The sequence below is a fragment of the Streptomyces sp. NPDC006733 genome (assembly GCF_040636125.1).
GTDB lineage: Bacteria > Actinomycetota > Actinomycetes > Streptomycetales > Streptomycetaceae > Actinacidiphila.
This window is the reverse complement of sequence record NZ_JBEYJD010000002.1, coordinates 223,254-240,739: the sequence shown is the minus strand read 5'-3', so window position 1 is coordinate 240,739 and position 17,486 is coordinate 223,254. Positions and strand designations below refer to the sequence as shown.

Sequence of the window (17,486 nt, the reverse complement as noted above, 5' to 3'; positions counted from 1 at the left end):
TGCTCCGCCGCGTTCCGCCGTGCAGCTCGCGTGGGCGGGATCGCGCACGATCGTTCAGGTCCCAGCCGGTGCCACTACGTCCCGCGCAGGACCACCTTGGTGGGACCGTCAGCGAGATCCGGCCACCGCGGACCGAGGAATCGCTCAGCGAGGCGGGCAGGGACGTCGACGGCGCCGGGGGGTGGAACGCAGGACCGCCACCACGGTTGCCATGGACTTCGGGCGGATCACGATCAGGGCGGGGAATCCGGCACACACCGGTCGGCGTCAACTGCTTCTCCGGTGCGCGCTCCTACCGGCCCGAGGACGTCGCACGGACCCTGGACCTGACGGAGGGGACCCCGGTGCTGCTGTGTGACGCCCGGGACCGCGAGTCCGGCAAGGACGTGCTCAGCGCCCTGGTCGAGCACGCGGAGCGGACGCACGCCGAGCGGCAGTCGCGAAGGGCCGGGTGACGCCGACCGGTTTGTGCCGGATTCCCCGCCCGTCGTGACCCGATGGGGGCTTGCCGTAGCGCGCTGTTCAAGACAGTCTCGTACCCGCAGTCGATACGGGGAGGCCGGGAATGACCGTGGGCAATGGACTCGCATGGCTGTTGGACGACCTGACAGAGCGGGTCCCGCACGTGCAGCACGCGCTCGTGCTGTCCAACGACGGCCTGGTGACAGGGGCCAGCGGCAGCCTGGACCGCCCGACGGCCGAGCACCTCGCGGCCGTCTCGTCCGGGTTCCACAGCCTCGCGAAGGGCGCGGGCCGGCAGTTCCGGGTCGGCGCGGTACGGCAGACGATGGTGGAGTTCGACGAGGGCTACCTCTTCGTGACGGCGGCGGGCGACGGCAGCTGCCTGTCGGTGCTGAGCGGCATGGAGGCGGACGTCGGGCAGGTCGCCTACGAGATGACGCTGCTGGTGCACCGGGTCGGTGAGCACCTGGGCGTCGCGCCCCGGCAGCCGGGGGCCACCTCTTCCTGAGGTGCGGGTCGCTGCGGTGGCGACCGCCGCGGTGGAGGCCGCCGCTGCGGTGGCGGCCGGTGAGTTATCCACAGGTCTGGTGGGCGGGGTATCCGGCTGCGCTAGATTCGTCACTGTCAGTAATCGAGGCAGTGGGGGAAGTCATGGTGGTGCGGGAGTCGTTCGCGGTCGGTGTGAGGTGTGGGGAGAAGACATCGGGCGGGGAGCCGGGTGGGCAGCTGGGCGGGGAGCCGGGCGGGGAGCCGGGCGAGACGCTCGGGATGAACCGGGCCAGGGAAGAGCTGGAACTGGAGACCGGGGAGTTCGAGCTGGCGGTCCAGCTCGGGGAGGTCCGTGCCGTTCCTGCCGGGCCCGGCCGCAGGTGCGTCCCGCGCGCGGAGGTCGAGCGGCTGCGAGGAGCCGCTGACTTCCCGCAGGCGCTGCGCGACCGGCTGTGGGTGGTCGGCAGCGTCGATGGGGCGGAGCTGATCGGTATCAGCCGCGACCGCTTCGTCAAGCTGGCGAAAGCCGGCTTCCTCCGGCCGGTCCGCTGGTACGTCAACCGCTACCGGGCCGTCGTATGGATGTATCTGGCCGACGAGGTCGGGCAGTACGGCCGGGCCCACCCCGAGGTGCTGCATACCAGGCTGCCGGTCACGCTGCGTGGCGTGCTGGACGACGGGGCGGACCACCGGGCGCGCGGCTGGCGGGCCCGCCGTGCGGCACACCTGGTGCGGGACGCCGCCGACGCCTGGGAGGAGGCTGCGGTCTGGGCGGCGCTGCTCGGCCCGGACGGCGCGGCCGAGGTGGTCCCGGACCTGTACGAACGGGCATACCTGCGCAGGTCGCGGTGCGGTCTGCCGCCGGGCAGGCCCGGGGAGTTCGCCTCCCGCGAACTGATCGACCGCTTGGTCACGGCGGACCATCCGGACGAGATCGCCCTGGCCCGGCTCTCGCTGGCCGAAGCCCTCGACCGCGCCCGGCGGACCCGCCCGGCCCCGCGCCCGGCCGTCGTGGGGGAGCCGGAGGACGGCGCGGAGCCGGATGCGGCCCCGGCGGGGGAGCCGCGCCCGTTGGCGGAGCCACGTCCGCGACGGGGGTGGCGGTTGCGGCCGCCGGGGGAGAGCGCGGGCACCCGGCGGCGCAAGAAGCTCTTCCGGCCCGCGTGACCGCCGGCCGCCGGTCATCAGCTGTCAGCCGCCGGCCGTCAGCCGCCGATCTTGCGGAAGAGCCCTTCCTGCATCACGGACACGAGCAGTCGGCCCGAGCGGTCGTAGATCTGCCCGCGGGCCAGCCCGCGAGCGCCGGTCGCGATCGGTGACTCCTGCTCGTAGAGGAACCACTCGTCGGTGCGGAACGGGCGGTGGAACCACATCGCGTGGTCGAGGGAGGCCATGTCGAAGCCGCGCGGACCCCACAGCGGCTCGATCGGCACCCGGACCGCGTCCAGCAGCATCATGTCGCTCGCGTAGGTGAGTGCGCAGGTGTGCACCAGCGGATCGTCGCCCAGCGGTCCCACCGCGCGCATCCACACCGCGCTGCGCGGCTCGGCGCCCTCGATCTCCTCGGGCGTCCAGCGCAGCCGCTCGACGTAGCGGATGTCGAACGGCTGGCGGCGGGCCATCCGCTCCAGCGACTCCGGCAGTACCCCCAAGTGCTCGCGCAGCTCGTCGCCCAGCTTCGGCAGGCTCTCGGGCTCGGGCACCCCCGGCATCGGGATCTGGTGCTCGAAGCCGGGTTCCGGCTGATGGAAGGAGGCGGTCAGATTGAAGATCGTGCGACCCTGCTGGATCGCCACCACCCGCCGGGTGGTGAACGACCGGCCGTCACGGACCCGTTCGACCTGGTACACGATGGGCACGCCCGGCCGGCCCGGCCGCAGGAAGTACGCGTGCAGCGAGTGCACCGGCCGCTCGCCGTCCGTGGTGCGGCCGGCCGCGACCAGCGCCTGGCCCGCGACCTGCCCGCCGAAGACGCGCTGCAGCCGCTCCTCGGGGCTGCGCCCGCGGAAGATGTTCTCCTCGATCCGTTCCAGGTCGAGCAGATCCACCAGCCGCTCGGCGGGGTTGGTCATCGGAACTCCCTCGTCTCGTGCCCGGTCACATCTCGCCGACGGCGGTCACGCGGATGATCGCCCGGCCCTCTTCGTCGGATGCCGCCAGATCGACCTCGGCGGAGATCCCCCAGCCATGGTCGCCGTTGGGGTCCGCGAACGTCTGGCGGACCCGCCAGAGCGAGTGCTCCGGCTGCTCCTCGATCTGCAGCAGCTTCGGGCCGCGGGCGTCCGGGCCGGTGCCCAGGTCGTCGTACTCGTCCCAGTACGCGTCCATCGCGTCCGCCCACGCGTCGGCGTCCCAGCCGGACTCGGCGTCCAGCTCGGCCAGCACGTTGTACTTCTCCAGCGCGACCAGCTCCACCCGGCGGAACATGGCGTTGCGCACCAGCACCCGGAAGGCGCGGCCGTTGGCCGTGACCGGTTTGACCTGGTCGGCCCGCTCAGCGGCCTGCTCGGCCGTCTCGACCTCGGGGTTGGCGAGCTGCTCCCACTCGTCCAGCAGGCTGGAGTCGACCTGGCGCACCAGCTCGCCGAGCCAGGCGGTCAGGTCCTGGAGGTCCTCGGACTTCAGGTCGTCCGGGACGGTGTGCTCCAGGGCCTTGTACGCGCCGGCCAGGTAGCGGAGCACGATCCCCTCGGTGCGGGCCAGTTCGTAGTGCGAGGTGAACTCGGAGAACGTCATGGCGCGCTCGTACATGTCGCGCACGATCGACTTGGGGGACAGCGGGTGGTCGCCGACCCACGGGTGGCTCTGCCGGTAGACGCCGTAGGCGTGCGAGAGCAGTTCCTCCAGCGGCTTGGGGTAGCTGATGTCCTGCAGCCGCTCCATCCGCTCCTCGTACTCGACCCCGTCTGCCTTCATCAGCCCGATCGCCTCACCGCGCGCCTTGTTCTGCTGCGCGGCCAGGATCTGCCGGGGGTCGTCGAGCGTGGACTCGACGACGGAGACCATGTCCAGCGCGTACGACGGCGACTCCTTGTCGAGCAGCTCGAAGGAGGCCAGCGCGAACGTGGACAGCGGCTGGTTCAGCGCGAAGTCCGACTGGAGGTCGACGGTGAGCCGGACGATGCGGCCCTCCGCGTCCGGCTCGGCCAGCCGCTCCACGACGCCGCCCGCCTCCAGGGAGCGGTAGATGGCGATGGCCCGCCGGATGTGCCGCAGCTGGTTGCGGCGCGACTCGTGGTTGTCCTCCAGCAGGTGCCGCATCGCCTCGAAGGCGTTGCCCGGCCGGGCGATCACCGACAGCAGCATGGTGTGCGTGACCCGGAAGCGCGAGGTGAGCGGCTCGGGGTCGGAGGCGATCAGCTTCTCGAAGGTGGCGTCGGACCAGTTGACGAACCCCTCGGGGGCCTTCTTCCTGACCACCTTGCGGAGCTTCTTCGGGTCGTCCCCGGCCTTGGCGACGGCCTTCTTGTTCTCGATGACGTGCTCGGGCGCCTGCGCGACGACGAAGCCCGCGGTGTCGAACCCGGCGCGGCCGGCCCGCCCGGCGATCTGGTGGAACTCCCGGGCCCGCAAGGTGCGCACCCGCGTGCCGTCGTACTTCGTCAGCGCGGTGAACAGCACGGTCCTGATCGGCACGTTGACGCCGACCCCGAGGGTGTCGGTGCCGCAGATGACCTTCAGCAGGCCCGCCTGGGCGAGCTTCTCCACCAGCCGCCGGTACTTCGGCAGCATGCCGGCGTGGTGCACGCCGATGCCGTGCCGGACGAACCGCGAGAGGTTGCGGCCGAACGCGGTGGTGAAGCGGAAACTGCCGATCAGCTCGGCGATGGCGTCCTTCTCGGCGCGCGTGCACATGTTGATGCTCATCAGCGCCTGGGCCCGCTCGACGGCCGCGGCCTGGGTGAAGTGCACGATGTACACCGGCGACTGCCGCGTCTCCAGCAGCTCCGTCAGCGTCTCCGTCAGTGGTGTCACCACGTACTCGTAGGAGAGCGGCACCGGCCGCGTCGCGGAGCGCACGACGGTGGTCGGGCGTCCCGTGCGCCGGGTGAGGTCCTCCTCGAAGCGGGACATGTCGCCGAGGGTCGCGGACATCAGCACGAACTGGGCCTGGGGAAGCTCCAGCAGCGGGATCTGCCAGGCCCAGCCGCGGTCCGGCTCCGCGTAGAAGTGGAACTCGTCCATGACGACCTGGCCGACGTCGGCGTTCCGGCCGTCGCGCAGCGCTATCGAGGCGAGCACCTCCGCCGTGCAGCAGATGACCGGCGCGTCCGGGTTCACCGAGGCGTCGCCGGTCAGCATGCCGACGTTCTCGGTGCCGAAGAGCTTGCAGAGGTCGAAGAACTTCTCCGACACCAGCGCCTTGATCGGAGCGGTGTAGAAGGTGACCTGGTCCTTGGCCAGCGCGGCGAAGTGCGCCCCCGCCGCGACCAGGCTCTTCCCGGAGCCGGTCGGGGTCGACAGGATCACGTTCGCCCCGGAGACCACCTCGATCAGCGCCTCCTCCTGAGCGGGGTAGAGCGTGATGCCCTGGCTCTCCGTCCAGGCCGAGAAGGCCTCGTACAGGGCATCGGGGTCGGGCTCGGAAGGCAGCTGATCAATGAGGGTCACCCCACCATCTTGCCTGGCTTCGGGCCCGGCGGCGGAACCGGCGGCTCTGCTGAAGATCACCAAAGGTATGGTGTGCCGTCGACTGGGCGTCAACTCCGCCCGCGGGCGGGCCGAAAGGGGCGGGGCACCACACATGATGGGACCGGCACATTCACTTTCCGGAGCGGCGGCATGGCTGGGGGTGGGAGCCGGCGCGGCCGCGCTCGACCACCCCATGCCCTGGCCGACGCTGGTGGTCGGCGCGCTGATCTGCGCCGGCGCCGCGCTCGCTCCGGACCTGGACCACAAGGCGGCGACCATATCGCGCGCCTTCGGGCCCATCTCCAAGGCTCTGTGCGAGATCATCGACAAGCTGTCGTACGCCACCTACAAGGCCACCCGGATGAAGGGCGACCCGCGGCGTACCGGCGGCCACCGCACCTTGACGCACACGTGGCTGTGGGCGGTCCTGATCGGCGGCGGGTGCTCGGCGGCCGCGCTGTACGGCGGGCGCTGGGCGGTGCTGGGCATCCTCTTCGTCCACATGGTGCTGGCCGTCGAGGGCCTGCTGTGGCGCCAGGCCCGGGCCTCCAGCGACGTGCTGGTCTGGCTGCTCGGGGCGACCGCGGCCTGGATGCTGGCCGACGTGCTGGACGACCCGGGCAACGGCAAGGACTGGCTCTTCACCGAGCCCGGCCAGCACTACCTGTGGATCGGCATCCCGATCGTGCTGGGCTCGCTCGTGCACTGCATCGGCGACGCCCTGACCGTGTCCGGCTGCCCGATACTGTGGCCCATCCCGATCGGCCGCAAGCGCTGGTACCCGATGGGGCCGCCGAAGTTCATGCGCTTCCGGGCCGGCAGCTGGGTCGAGATCAAGGTGCTGACCCCCGCGTTCTTCATCCTCGGCGGGGTCGGGGCGCTGGGCGCCCTGGGGATCCTCGGCTGACGCCCCGGGTCCTGTGGCCGCCGCCGGAGGGGCGGCGGGCACAGGACCGGGGACCGGCGAGCGACCGGCGCGACCTAGCCGTGCCAGGAGCGCCACAGGGCCGCGTACGCCCCGTCCGCCTCGACCAGCTGGTCGTGGCTGCCCAGCTCGCTGATCCGGCCCTCCTCGACGACCGCGATGACGTCCGCGTCGTGCGCGGTGTGCAGCCGGTGCGCGATGGCGATCACGGTACGGCCCTCCAGCACCCGCGCCAGCGAGCGCTCCAGGTGCCGGGCGGCCCGCGGGTCGAGCAGCGAGGTCGCCTCGTCCAGCACGAGGGTGTGCGGGTCGGCGAGCACCAGCCGGGCCAGGGCCACCTGCTGGGCCTGGGCCGGGGTGAGGGTGGAGCCGCCGGAGCCGACCTCGGTCCCCAGTCCGTCGTCCAGCGCCCGCGCCCAGCCGTCGGCGTCCACCGAGACCAGCGCGTCCCACAGCTCGGGGTCGTCGGCCCCGGGCCGGGCCAGCCGCAGGTTGTCCCGCAGCGAGCCGACGAAGACGTGGTGCTCCTGGTTGACCAGGGCCACGTGCCGCCGGACCCGCTCGGCCGGCATCCGGGCCAGCTCCGCCCCGCCGAGCGTCACCTCGCCGGTGCGCGGCGCGTAGATGCCGGCGAGCAGCCGCCCGAGGGTGGACTTGCCCGCTCCGGAGGGTCCGACCAGGGCGAGCCGGGTGCCCGGCCGCAGCCGCAGCGAGACCCCGTGCAGCACGTCGCTGCCCGCCCGGTAGCCGAAGCGCACCTCGTCGGCGTGCATGTCGCGGCCGTCCGGGACGGCCAGCTCGTCCGACTCCTGCTCCTCGACCTCGCGGACCCCGACCAGCCGGGCCAGCGAGACCTGGGCCACCTGCAGCTCGTCGTACCAGCGCAGGATCAGGTTGACGGGGTCGACGAGCATCTGGGCGTAGAGCGCCCCGGTGGTCAGCTCCCCGACCGACACCCAGCCGTGCAGCGCGAACGTACCGCCGATCATCAGCACCGACGCCAGGATCAGCGTGTGCGTCAGGTTGATCACCGGGAAGAGCACGCTGCGCAGCCACATCGTGTAGCGCTCCCAGCCGACCCAGGTCCTGATCCGCTCGTCGGAGTCGGCGATCCGGCGGGCGCCCAGCCCGTGCGCCTCGATCGTCCGGCCGGCGTCGACCGACTCGGCGAGCGAGGCGGCGACGGCCGCGTAGCCGGCGGCCTCGGAGCGGTAGCCGGCGGGTGCCCGCCGGAAGTACCAGCGGCAGCCGACCAGCAGCAGCGGCAGCGCGACCAGCACCGACAGGGCCAGCGGGGGAGAGGTGACGGCGAGCGCGCCGAGCAGCAGCGCGGCCCACACCACGGCGATGGCCAGCTGCGGCACGGCCTCGCGCATGGCGTTCGAGAGCCGGTCGATGTCGGTGGTGATCCGGGACAGCAGATCGCCGGTACCGGCCCGCTCCAGTACGCCGGGCGGCAGGCCGACGGACCGGACGAGGAAGTCCTCGCGCAGGTCGGCGAGCATCCGCTCGCCGAGGATCGCGCCGCGCAGCCGCACCAGCCGGACGAATCCGGCCTGCACGGCGAGCGCGCCGAGGAAGAGGCCGACGGTGAGCCCCAGGTGCAGCTCCCGGCGTCCGGCCGACAGGTCCTCGACCAGCCTGCCCAGCAGGTACGGCCCGACCATGGAGGCGACCACGGCGACCGTGTTGACGGTGACGAGCAGGATGAGGGCGCCGCGGTGGCGCCGGGCCAGCTCGGTCACGTAGGTGCGTACGGTGGCCGGCGAACCGACCGGCAGCGTCGTCGTCTGCTGCGGCGCGTCCGGATCGTGCTCCGGAGGCTTCACGCCGATCATGCGGATTCCTCGATCCTGGTGTTCTCCGCGGCCCCGGAGGGGACCACGGACGTTGCGTCGGCGGGGGCGCCGGCGGCGACGCCGGCCGGCTCCTCGGTCTCGCGGGTGACCACCGCGCGGTACTCCTGGTCCGCGCGCAGCAGCTCGTGGTGCGTGCCGGTGGCCACGACCGAACCGTCGGCGATGAAGACCACCAGGTCGCAGCGGTCGAGCAGCAGCGGGCTCGAGGTGAACACCACCGTGGTGCGGTCCGACCTGATCCCCTTGAGGCCGTCGGCGATGCGGGCCTCGGTGTGCGCGTCGACGGCCGACGTCGGCTCGTCCAGCACCAGCGCCTCCGGGTCCGCGACCAGGGACCTGGCCAGGGCCAGCCGCTGGCGCTGGCCGCCCGACAGGGAGCGTCCGCGCTCGGTGATCCGGGTCCGCATCGGGTCCCCGGAGTCGTCCACCGAGGCCTGGGCGAGCGCCTGCAGCACGTCCGCGCACTGGGCGGCCGCCAGCGCGTCCGTGGCGGAAACGTTGCCGGAGGACGGTACGTCGAGCAGTTCGTGCAGCGTGCCGGAGAGCAGCACCGGGTCCTTGTCCTGTACGAGTACGGCGGCGCGCGCCGCCGGCAGCGGCAGCTCGTCGAGTGCCGTGCCACCCAGCAGGACGGAGGACTGGCCGGCCACCCGGTCGGGGCTGTGCCCGCCGAGCCGGTCGGCGAGCAGCCCGGCCGCGTCCGGGTCCCCGCACACCACCGCGGTCAGCAGCCCGGCCGGAGCGAGCAGCCCGCTCTCCGGGTCGTACAGGTCACCGGAGGGAGCCGCGGCGGACGCGGCGGCCGGTGAGGAGGACGCGTCCGGCTCCGCGCTGCGGACCAGGGCCAGCACCCGCGCCGCGCGCTTCGCCGAGGGGCGCGAGAAGGACCAGGCCATCGCGATCTCCTCGAAGTGCCGGAGAGGGAACATCAGGAAGGCGACGGTCCCGTACACGGTGACCAGCTCGCCGACCGCTATCCGGCCGTCCAGGGCGAGCACGGCCCCGTACCAGGCCACGCCCACCAGCAGCAGCCCGGGCAGGACCACCTGGAGGGCGCTGATCAGCGCCCACATCCGGGCACTGTGCACCGCGGCCGTACGGACCTCCTGCGAGGCCTTGCGGTACCGGTCGAGGAAGAGCTCCTCGCCCCCGATACCGCGCAGCACCCGAAGACCCGCGACGGTGTCGGAGGCCAGCTCCGTGGCCTTGCCGGCCTTCTCCCGCTGCACGTCGGCGCGCTTGGTCGCCGCGGGGAGCAGCGGCAGCACGGCGAGGGCGAGGACGGGGATGGCGGCGGCCACCATGAGGCCGAGCTGCGGCTGGTAGAAGGCGAGCGCCACCGCGATGCCGATGGTGGCGACGAAGGCCGAGGTGAAGCGGGCGAACGCCTCGACGAACCAGCCGATCTTCTCGACGTCGCCCGCGCCGACGGTGACGATCTCGCCGGCCGCGACCTGCCGGGTGAGCACGGAGCCCAGCTCGACGGTCTTGCGGCTCAGCAACTGCTGGACGCGGGCGGCGGCGGTGATCCAGTTGGTGACGGCGGTGCGGTGCAGCATGGTGTCGCCGAGCGCGCTGAGCCCGCCGAGCAGCAGCATCAGCCCGCCGGCCAGTGCCAGCCGGCGGCCCGAGTCGTCGACGACCGCCTGTACGGCCAGGCCGACGGCGGCCGGGAACAGCGCGACCGAGGCCATCAGCAAAGTGCCCCACGCGGCGGCGGTGAGCTGCCCGCGCAGCTGGCGTTTCTCCAGCCAGAGCAGGAAGCGGAATCCCGATCTGACATCGGGGACACCGGGGTCCTGGAAAGGGAGTAGGCGAAGCGACATGACGTCCCGAGATGCTCTGGAAAGGGGTGAGAAGACGTGCAAGGTTCGCGGCACAGGGTGTGCCGGGTCAACTGGTTTACTGCCACCCCGTCCGGAATGAGCCGGTTTTGGGGCAAGATCGCCCGCGGGGTCGTCCTCGGTACCGGCGCGGTGCGAGGCGGTCTGTCGCGCGGCGCGCGACCGGGCCAAGCTGTCCGCTGTCACGCAAGGCCATCGCACGACAGGAGGCACCACCGCGTGGGACGACGGATACTCGCGGCGCTCGCCGCGGCAGTGGGGCTCGCGCTTCTCGCGGGCCCGGCCGCCGCGGCCACCACCGCGCCCCCGGCCGAGTTCGGCACCGACTGGCACGACCCCCTGACGGCCGCCCCGCCCGTCACGACCCCCGGCGGACCTTCCTGCACCACGCGGATCGTGGAGGCGCAGTTCAGGGACTTCACGCCGTACACGGGCACGTACACCCCGCCGCGCGCCTGCGGCGACCGCTGGAGCAAGGTCGTCCTGCGGCTGGACGGCAAGGTCGCCGGGCGGCAGTACGACCGGCTGGGATACCTGCGGATCGGCGGGGTGGAGGTGCTGGCGACCTCGACGCCCGAGCCGTCGCCGGAGGGGATCGCGTGGAGCGTCGAGAAGGACGTCACCCGGTACGCGGCCGTGCTGCGCGGGCCGCAGCCGGTCGAGATGCTCATCGGCAACGTCGTCAACGACACGTACACCGGGGTGATCGACGTCAGGGTCTCGCTGACGTTCTACCCGCGGCGCGGCGCGGGCGGCGGCGGTCCGGCGGGTGCCGTGCCTGATCAGGTGCTGACCCTGGCCGGGGCGCACGGCGAGGGCACGGCGCTCGTCGGCGACCTCACCACGCCGCGCAACAGCGAGCGGATCGTCGCCGAGGTGTACGCCACCGGGTCGGGCGGCGGCTGCGAGGAGTTCTGGTACCTGGCGGTCCCCGCCGACGTGCCGTACTCCTGCCAGGCCGGCGGCCCCTACCGGGAGGTGCAGCTGCGGGTGGACGGCCGGCTGGCCGGCATCGCCGCGCCGTTCCCGACCGTGTGGACCGGCGGCTGGTCCAACCCCTTCCTCTGGTACGTCATCCCGGGCCCGCGCGCCTTCGACGTCAGACCCGTCGAGTACGACCTGACGCCGTTCGCCGGGCTGCTCAACGACGGGAAGGCGCACCGCGTCGAGGTCTCGGTGCTGGGCGTGCCCGAGGGGCAGAGCGGGTGGAGCGTGCCGACGAACGTACTGGTCTGGCGGGACGCGCACCGCGCGCACGTCCCCGGCGCGCTGACCGCGCTCCGGGAGGGCACCCCGGCCGTCTCGACCTCCTACCGGCCGGGCGACGAACGCGCCCTGGACGCGACCGGCAGCCATGACCTGACGGTCGCCGGCTATGTCGACACGTCGCACGGGCGGGTCGCCACCACCGTGCGCCGCACGCTGTCCGCCACGTCCACCCACCGGTGGAACGCCGACGAGAGCACGGACGCGCTGACCGCCCGGTGGACCGACGACGAGGCGGTGACCACGGCCGGCCGCGGCCCGGCGACCGGCACGGCGGTGCGCCGCGCCTACACGATGGACGGCCGCACCTCGGTCGGCGCGGCCGACCGGCTGCGCACGGTGATGCGGCTCGGCGACCGGGCCGATACCGTCGTCGCGCGGGGTGGCCGGACGGTGAGCCGGTCGCTGCTGGACGACGTCTACCAGGGCGACGCGTCCTTCACCCTCAATGTGCCGCGCGAGCAGCGGCACGCCACCGGGACGTCGTCCGAGCGCTACCGGATATCCGGTCCCGGCGTCCACTACGACCGTCGGATCGCGACCGCGCAGGGCGCCCTGACGGAGGACCGCACGTTTGAAAGAGTTTTCAGCAAGTAGCTGAAATTAGTTGTACTGATCTCTTGACGTGCTCACGGTCGCGGCGGGAAGCTCCTCGGCGGAACCCCGTGGGACGCGGGGTTCCGCACCCCCCCACCCGGCGGCTTGGCGCGGGCTGCCTTCGAGGGCACAGCTGTGCCCGCACTCCGGAGGAGCCGCTCATGCCATCCCGCACATCCCCAGTACCCCGAGCCCTTCGCCTCCGCAGGTCCCGGGTCCTGCACGGCGCGCTCGCCGCGCTGCTCGCCGCGACCGGCCTGACCCTCGCCGCCCAGCAGCCCGCGCAGGCGGCGCCGCCCGGCGCCAAGGACGTCACTGCCACCCTCTTCGAGTGGCGTTTCGACTCCGTCGCCAAGGCGTGCACCGACACGCTCGGCCCGGCAGGCTACGGCTTCGTGGAGGTCTCCCCGGCCCAGGAGCAGATCCAGGGCGGCCAGTGGTGGACCTCGTACCAGCCGGTCAGCTACAAGATCGCCGGACGGCTCGGTGACAGCGCCGCGTTCCGGCGCATGACGGACACCTGTCACAGCGCCGGCGTCAAGGTCATCGCCGACGCGGTGATCAACCACATGGCGGCCGGCTCCGGCACCGGGACCGGTGGCACGACCTACTCGAAGTACAACTACCCCGGCTACTACCAGGACCGGGACTTCCACTCCTGCCGCAGCAACATCACCAACTACGCCGACCGGAGCAACGTCCAGAACTGCGAGCTCGTCGGGCTCTCGGACCTGGACACCGGCAGCGACTACGTCCGCTCCACCATCGCCGGCTACCTCAACAACCTGATCTCGCTGGGCGCCGACGGCTTCCGGATCGACGCGGCCAAGCACATGGCGGCCGGTGACCTCGCCGCCATCAAGTCCAAGCTCAGCAACCCGGGGATCTACTGGGCGCAGGAGGCCATCTACGGGGCGGGCGAGGCGGTGCAGCCCGGCGAGTACACCGGCACCGGGGACGTGGACGAGTTCCGCGCCGCCACCGACCTCAAGCGGATCTTCACCAGCGAGAAGCTGTCGTACCTGAGCAACTGGGGCGCCTCCTGGGGCTACCTGCCCAGCGGCAGCGCGCGGACCTTCACCGACAACTGGGACACCGAGCGCAACGGCTCGACCCTCAACTACAAGGCCGGCGCCACCTACACCCTCGCCAACGTCTACCTGCTGGCCTGGCCCTACGGATCGCCGAACGTCTACTCGGGCTACGAGTTCTCCGACAACGACTCCGGCCCGCCCAACGGCGGCACCGTCAACTCCTGCTACGCCGACGGATGGAAGTGCCAGCACGCCTGGCCGCAGATCACCGGCATGGTCGGCTTCCGCAACGCCGTCTCCGGCACGGCGGTGACCAACTGGTGGTCCAACGGCGGCAACGCCATCGCGTTCGGCCGCGGCAGCAAGGGCTTCGTCGCGATCAACCACGAGAGCGGCGCGCTCACCCAGACGTACACCACCTCGCTCCCGGCGGGCAGCTACTGCGACGTCCAGCACTCCGGCAGCAGCTACACCGTCGGCTCCGACGGCCGGTTCACCGCCACCATCGGCGCCAACGACGCGGTGGCGCTCTACGTCGGCGCGAGCTGCGCCGGTGGCGGCGGCGGGGGGACCACCCCGGCCTCCGGCGCCTCCTTCGCGGTGAACGCCACGACCACCCCCGGCCAGAACATCTACGTCACGGGGAACAACGCAACCCTCGGCAACTGGGACACCGGCAAGGCGCTGCTGCTGTCGTCGGCGGCCTATCCGGTGTGGAAGCTCGACGTCGCGCTGGGCGCGGGAACGTCGTTCGAGTACAAGTACATACGCAAGGACGCCGCAGGGAACGCGACCTGGGAGACCGGGGCCAACCGCACCGCCACGGTGCCCGCGAGCGGAAAGGTGTCACTCGGCGACAGCTGGCGCGGGTGATGGTGAACGGATGGCCGGATCAGGGGAGACTGGCACATTCCAGTTCGTGATCACAGAGGGGATTTCCTGAGCTATGAAGGGCTTTCGTACGTTCCTGCTGCGCGGCAACGTCGTCGAACTCGCGGTCGGCATCGTGGTCGGTGCGGCCTTCACCGCACTCGTCAGCGGATTCGTCAAGGCGTTCCTGACCCCGATCGTCGGGCTCATGTCAGGGGCTTCCGGGGACTACTCCCGCAAGGCGTTCACCGTCTCGGGCGTGACCTTCCCCTACGGCGCGTTCATCGACGCGGCGATCAGCTTCGTGATCGTCGCCTCGGTGATCTACTTCCTGGTCATCCTGCCGATGAACCGGATGCAGGAGCGGTTCTTCCCGAAGGCCGCGGCGGCTCCGATGCGGGAGTGCCCGGAGTGCCTGACCCCGATACCCCAGGCCGCCCGCCGGTGCAGCGCCTGCACCGCCCAGGTGCAGCAGGCCCCCTCCGAGAACGGTGCCGCCCAGCGCGTCTCCTCCCCGCAGTAACGGGCACCGCCCCGGCGCCCCCTCGGCACGCTTCAGCAGCGCTGCCGAGGGGGCGCCGCCGCGTCCAGGGCCGCGAGCAGCGCGGTCAGCGACTCCCGCTGCCCGGTGTCCAGCGGGGCCAGCAGGTCCTCGGCGGCCGCCCGGCGGGCCAGCCGCAGCCGGTGCAGCATCGCGCCGCCGGTCCCCGTCAGCTCGATGCGGATCACCCGGCGGCTGGCCGGATCGGGGATCCGGCGCACCAGGTCGTGTGCCTCCAGCGCGTCGACCAGCGTGGTCACCGCGCGCGGCACGACATCCAGCCGCTGGGCCAGATCCGCCATCCGCGGCGGTTCCTCGCTGTGCGCGACGGTCCGCAGCAGCCGGGACTGGGCCGGGGTGATGCCCAGCGGCTCCAGGTGCCGCCGCTGGGCGCGGTGCAGCCGCTTGGTCAGCTGCAACAACTGGTCGGCGAGGTGCCCGGTGGTCTCGGCGGCGGAGTCCGCCGCGGAGTCGGCGGCCGACTCGGCAGCGGTCTCGGCGGTGAGGCGTTCGGTCGCGGTGGTGGTGCGAGGATCCATGGCCCGAGGATATCAGGATGTAAGTCATTGTGAACATAGGTAACAATGACCTACACTCCTAAAGTCGGCCCGGCCCCGTCCGGCCCGCGCACCCCTCAGCACCCTTCCAAGGAGTCCTTTGCACCCCGACAAGACCCGGTGGACGCCACCGCCCAAAGATCCGGACAACCCCGCCGACGTACGCCGCATCGTGCGGCTCTTCCGTCCCTACCGCGGCAGGCTCGCCGTCGTGGGCGTGCTCGTCGCGCTCTCCTCCCTCGTCTCGGTCGCCTCGCCGTTCCTGCTGAAGGCGATCCTCGACACCGCGATCCCGCAGGGCCGCACCGGGCTGCTCAGCCTGCTCGCCCTCGGCATGATCGCCACCGCCGTCGTCACCAGCGTCTTCGGCGTGCTCCAGACCCTGATATCGACCACCGTCGGCCAGCGCGTCATGCACGACCTGCGCACGTCGGTCTACGAGCAGCTCCAGCGCATGTCGCTCGCCTTCTTCACCAGGACCCGCACCGGCGAGGTGCAGTCCCGCATCGCCAACGACATCGGCGGCATGCAGGCGACGGTGACCTCCACCGCGACCTCGCTGGTCTCCAACCTCACCGCCGTCATCGCCTCCGTGGTCGCGATGCTCGCCCTGGACTGGCGGCTGACGATCGTCTCGCTGCTGCTGCTCCCGGTCTTCGTGTGGATCAGCCGCCGCGTCGGCCGTGAGCGCAAGAAGATCACCACCCAGCGGCAGAAGCAGATGGCGTCCATGTCGGCGATCGTCACCGAATCGCTCTCCGTCAGCGGCATCCTGCTCGGCCGCACCATGGGCCGCTCCGACTCGCTGGCGCGCTCCTTCTCCGAGGAGTCCGAGCGGCTGGTCGACCTCGAGGTGCGCTCCAACATGGCCGGGCGGTGGCGGATGTCCACCATCGGCATCGTCATGGCGGCCATGCCCGCGCTGCTGTACTGGGCCGCCGGCCTGACCATGAGCAACGGCGGGCCCGCCCTGTCCATCGGCACCCTCGTCGCCTTCGTCTCGCTCCAGCAGGGCCTGTTCCGTCCGACCGTCAGCCTGCTGTCGACCGGCGTCCAGGTGCAGACCTCGCTCGCGCTCTTCCAGCGCATCTTCGAGTACCTCGACCTGCCCGTCGACATCACCGAGCGCGCCGACCCGGTCCGCATGGACCGCGCCCGCGGCGACGTCCGCTTCGAGCACGTCGACTTCTCGTACGACCCCTCCGGCGCGCCCCGCACGCTGCACGGCATCGACCTCGCCGTGCCGGCCGGCGGCAGCCTGGCCATCGTCGGGTCGACGGGCTCCGGCAAGAGCACGCTCAGCTATCTGGTGCCCCGGCTGTACGACGTGACGGGCGGCCGGGTGACGATCGACGGCACCGACGTCCGCGACCTCGCCTTCGACACGCTCGCCGCGACGGTCGGCGTCGTCGCCCAGGAGACCTACCTCTTCCACGCCTCGGTCGCCGAGAACCTGCGCTTCGCCAAGCCCGACGCCACCGACGAGGACATCGTCGCCGCGGCGAAGGCCGCGCAGATCCACGAGCACATCGCCGGCCTCCCCGACGGCTACGACACCCTCGTCGGCGAACGCGGCTACCGCTTCTCCGGCGGCGAGAAGCAACGGCTGGCCATCGCGCGCACCATCCTGCGCGACCCGCCGGTCCTCGTCCTCGACGAGGCCACCAGTGCGCTCGACACCCGCACGGAACAGGCCGTCCAGGAAGCCATCGACGCTTTGTCCGCCGGCCGCACCACCATCACCATCGCCCACCGGCTCTCCACCGTCCGCGACGCCGACGAGATCGTGGTCCTCGACGCGGGCCGGATCGTCGAACGCGGCAACCACGACGAACTGCTGGCGCACGACGGCCGCTACGCCGCCCTGGTCCGCCGCGACGAGCGGCTGTCCACCGCCGAACTCGCCAAGACGGCGTGACCGCGAGCGGCTCCCACCGGAACTGACTCACGGGTAAGGTAGCGACGCCCCGCCCCCGGCGGGGACCCGTCGCCCCACCTCCGGAGGTACCCGCGTTGGTTTCCCACGAGCGCTCCGCCCGACTCCTCGTCGGGCTCCTCGCCGGCGGCGCCGCGGCCCACGTCCTGCTGCCGAAGGTGTTCGACGCGACGATCCCGCGCGCCCTGCCGGGCACCCCGCGCACCTGGACCTACGGCAGCGCGGTGGTCGAACTCGCGGTGGCCGGTGCCGTCGCCGTGCCCGCCACCCGCCGCGTCGGCGGACTGCTCGCGGCGGGGCTGCTCACCGCCGTCTTCCCGGCCAACGTGAAGATGGCCTACGACTGGCGCCACCGCCCCGCGCCGCAGCGGACCGCGGCCCTGCTGCGGCTGCCGGTCCAGGTCCCACTGGTGCTGTGGGCGCTGCGGGTCAGCCGGCAGGAGGCGGCGCGCCGCCAGGGCTGACCCCCGCGAA

13 protein-coding genes and 1 pseudogene are annotated in these 17,486 nt (G+C 72.1%); 9 read left to right on the top strand and 5 right to left on the bottom strand.

Annotated elements, in window-relative coordinates; translation table 11 throughout:
• Nucleotides 1–95: 95 nt before the first annotated feature.
• The 3 genes and pseudogenes from ABZ721_RS03330 to ABZ721_RS03320 all read left to right on the top strand — a co-directional run.
• Nucleotides 96–455 (top strand): annotated as a pseudogene (locus ABZ721_RS03330) (ATP-binding protein); the annotation flags it as partial.
• 110 nt (nucleotides 456–565) lie between these two features.
• The gene (locus ABZ721_RS03325) at nucleotides 566–970 is read left to right on the top strand and encodes a roadblock/LC7 domain-containing protein (protein WP_277437202.1); all 405 of its coding nucleotides are present in this window, start codon (nucleotides 566–568) and stop codon (nucleotides 968–970) included.
• A gap of 131 nt (nucleotides 971–1,101) precedes the next feature.
• Nucleotides 1,102–2,118, top strand: a complete 1,017-nt coding sequence (locus ABZ721_RS03320; protein WP_358786847.1) for a DUF6397 family protein — start codon at nucleotides 1,102–1,104, stop codon at nucleotides 2,116–2,118.
• Nucleotides 2,119–2,156: 38 nt separating this feature from the next.
• Here the strand turns inward: ABZ721_RS03320 and ABZ721_RS03315 are convergent, their stop codons facing one another.
• Together ABZ721_RS03315 and ABZ721_RS03310 are read right to left on the bottom strand one after the other, a co-directional pair.
• On the bottom strand, nucleotides 2,157–3,023 hold the full coding sequence (locus ABZ721_RS03315) for an acyl-CoA thioesterase II (protein WP_358786846.1): 867 nt from the start codon (nucleotides 3,021–3,023) through the stop codon (nucleotides 2,157–2,159).
• Between the two features lie 25 nt (nucleotides 3,024–3,048).
• The gene (locus tag ABZ721_RS03310) at nucleotides 3,049–5,562 is read right to left on the bottom strand and encodes a DUF3516 domain-containing protein (protein WP_358786845.1); all 2,514 of its coding nucleotides are present in this window, start codon (nucleotides 5,560–5,562) and stop codon (nucleotides 3,049–3,051) included.
• 133 nt (nucleotides 5,563–5,695) lie between these two features.
• Here ABZ721_RS03310 and ABZ721_RS03305 point away from each other — a divergent pair, with 133 nt between their 5' ends.
• Nucleotides 5,696–6,490 (top strand): metal-dependent hydrolase, encoded by a 795-nt coding sequence (locus ABZ721_RS03305; RefSeq protein ID WP_358786844.1) that lies wholly within the window; start codon nucleotides 5,696–5,698, stop codon nucleotides 6,488–6,490.
• A 74-nt stretch (nucleotides 6,491–6,564) separates the two neighbouring features.
• On the opposite strand, the gene ABZ721_RS03300 is transcribed toward ABZ721_RS03305, so the two are convergent.
• Together ABZ721_RS03300 and ABZ721_RS03295 are read right to left on the bottom strand one after the other, a co-directional pair.
• Nucleotides 6,565–8,346 carry an ABC transporter ATP-binding protein gene (locus tag ABZ721_RS03300; protein WP_358786843.1) on the bottom strand — a complete coding sequence of 594 codons (1,782 nt, stop codon included), beginning with the start codon at nucleotides 8,344–8,346 and terminating at the stop codon, nucleotides 6,565–6,567.
• A complete protein-coding gene (locus ABZ721_RS03295) occupies nucleotides 8,343–10,193 on the bottom strand; it encodes an ABC transporter ATP-binding protein (protein ID WP_358786842.1) in 1,851 nt (616 codons plus the stop codon). Before ABZ721_RS03295 ends, ABZ721_RS03300 begins: the two co-directional genes overlap by 4 nt.
• A gap of 237 nt (nucleotides 10,194–10,430) precedes the next feature.
• Here ABZ721_RS03295 and ABZ721_RS03290 point away from each other — a divergent pair, with 237 nt between their 5' ends.
• From ABZ721_RS03290 to mscL, 3 genes are all read left to right on the top strand, one after another.
• Nucleotides 10,431–12,074, top strand: coding sequence for a peptide-N4-asparagine amidase (locus tag ABZ721_RS03290; RefSeq protein ID WP_358786841.1), 1,644 nt, complete (start codon nucleotides 10,431–10,433; stop codon nucleotides 12,072–12,074).
• A gap of 161 nt (nucleotides 12,075–12,235) precedes the next feature.
• A complete protein-coding gene (locus ABZ721_RS03285; RefSeq protein ID WP_358786840.1) occupies nucleotides 12,236–13,981 on the top strand; it encodes a carbohydrate-binding module family 20 domain-containing protein in 1,746 nt (581 codons plus the stop codon).
• Between the two features lie 73 nt (nucleotides 13,982–14,054).
• Nucleotides 14,055–14,501, top strand: coding sequence for a large conductance mechanosensitive channel protein MscL (mscL, locus tag ABZ721_RS03280; protein WP_358786839.1), 447 nt, complete (start codon nucleotides 14,055–14,057; stop codon nucleotides 14,499–14,501).
• Nucleotides 14,502–14,533: 32 nt separating this feature from the next.
• On the opposite strand, the gene ABZ721_RS03275 is transcribed toward mscL, so the two are convergent.
• Nucleotides 14,534–15,058 carry a MarR family transcriptional regulator gene (locus ABZ721_RS03275; RefSeq protein WP_358786838.1) on the bottom strand — a complete coding sequence of 175 codons (525 nt, stop codon included), beginning with the start codon at nucleotides 15,056–15,058 and terminating at the stop codon, nucleotides 14,534–14,536.
• Nucleotides 15,059–15,176: 118 nt separating this feature from the next.
• Between ABZ721_RS03275 and ABZ721_RS03270 the strand changes: the two genes are divergently transcribed.
• Together ABZ721_RS03270 and ABZ721_RS03265 are read left to right on the top strand one after the other, a co-directional pair.
• On the top strand, nucleotides 15,177–16,994 hold the full coding sequence (locus tag ABZ721_RS03270; protein ID WP_358786837.1) for an ABC transporter ATP-binding protein: 1,818 nt from the start codon (nucleotides 15,177–15,179) through the stop codon (nucleotides 16,992–16,994).
• 95 nt (nucleotides 16,995–17,089) lie between these two features.
• Entirely contained in the window at nucleotides 17,090–17,476 is a 387-nt protein-coding gene (locus ABZ721_RS03265) for a hypothetical protein (RefSeq protein ID WP_358786836.1), read from the top strand.
• The last annotated feature ends 10 nt before the right edge of the window (nucleotides 17,477–17,486 follow it).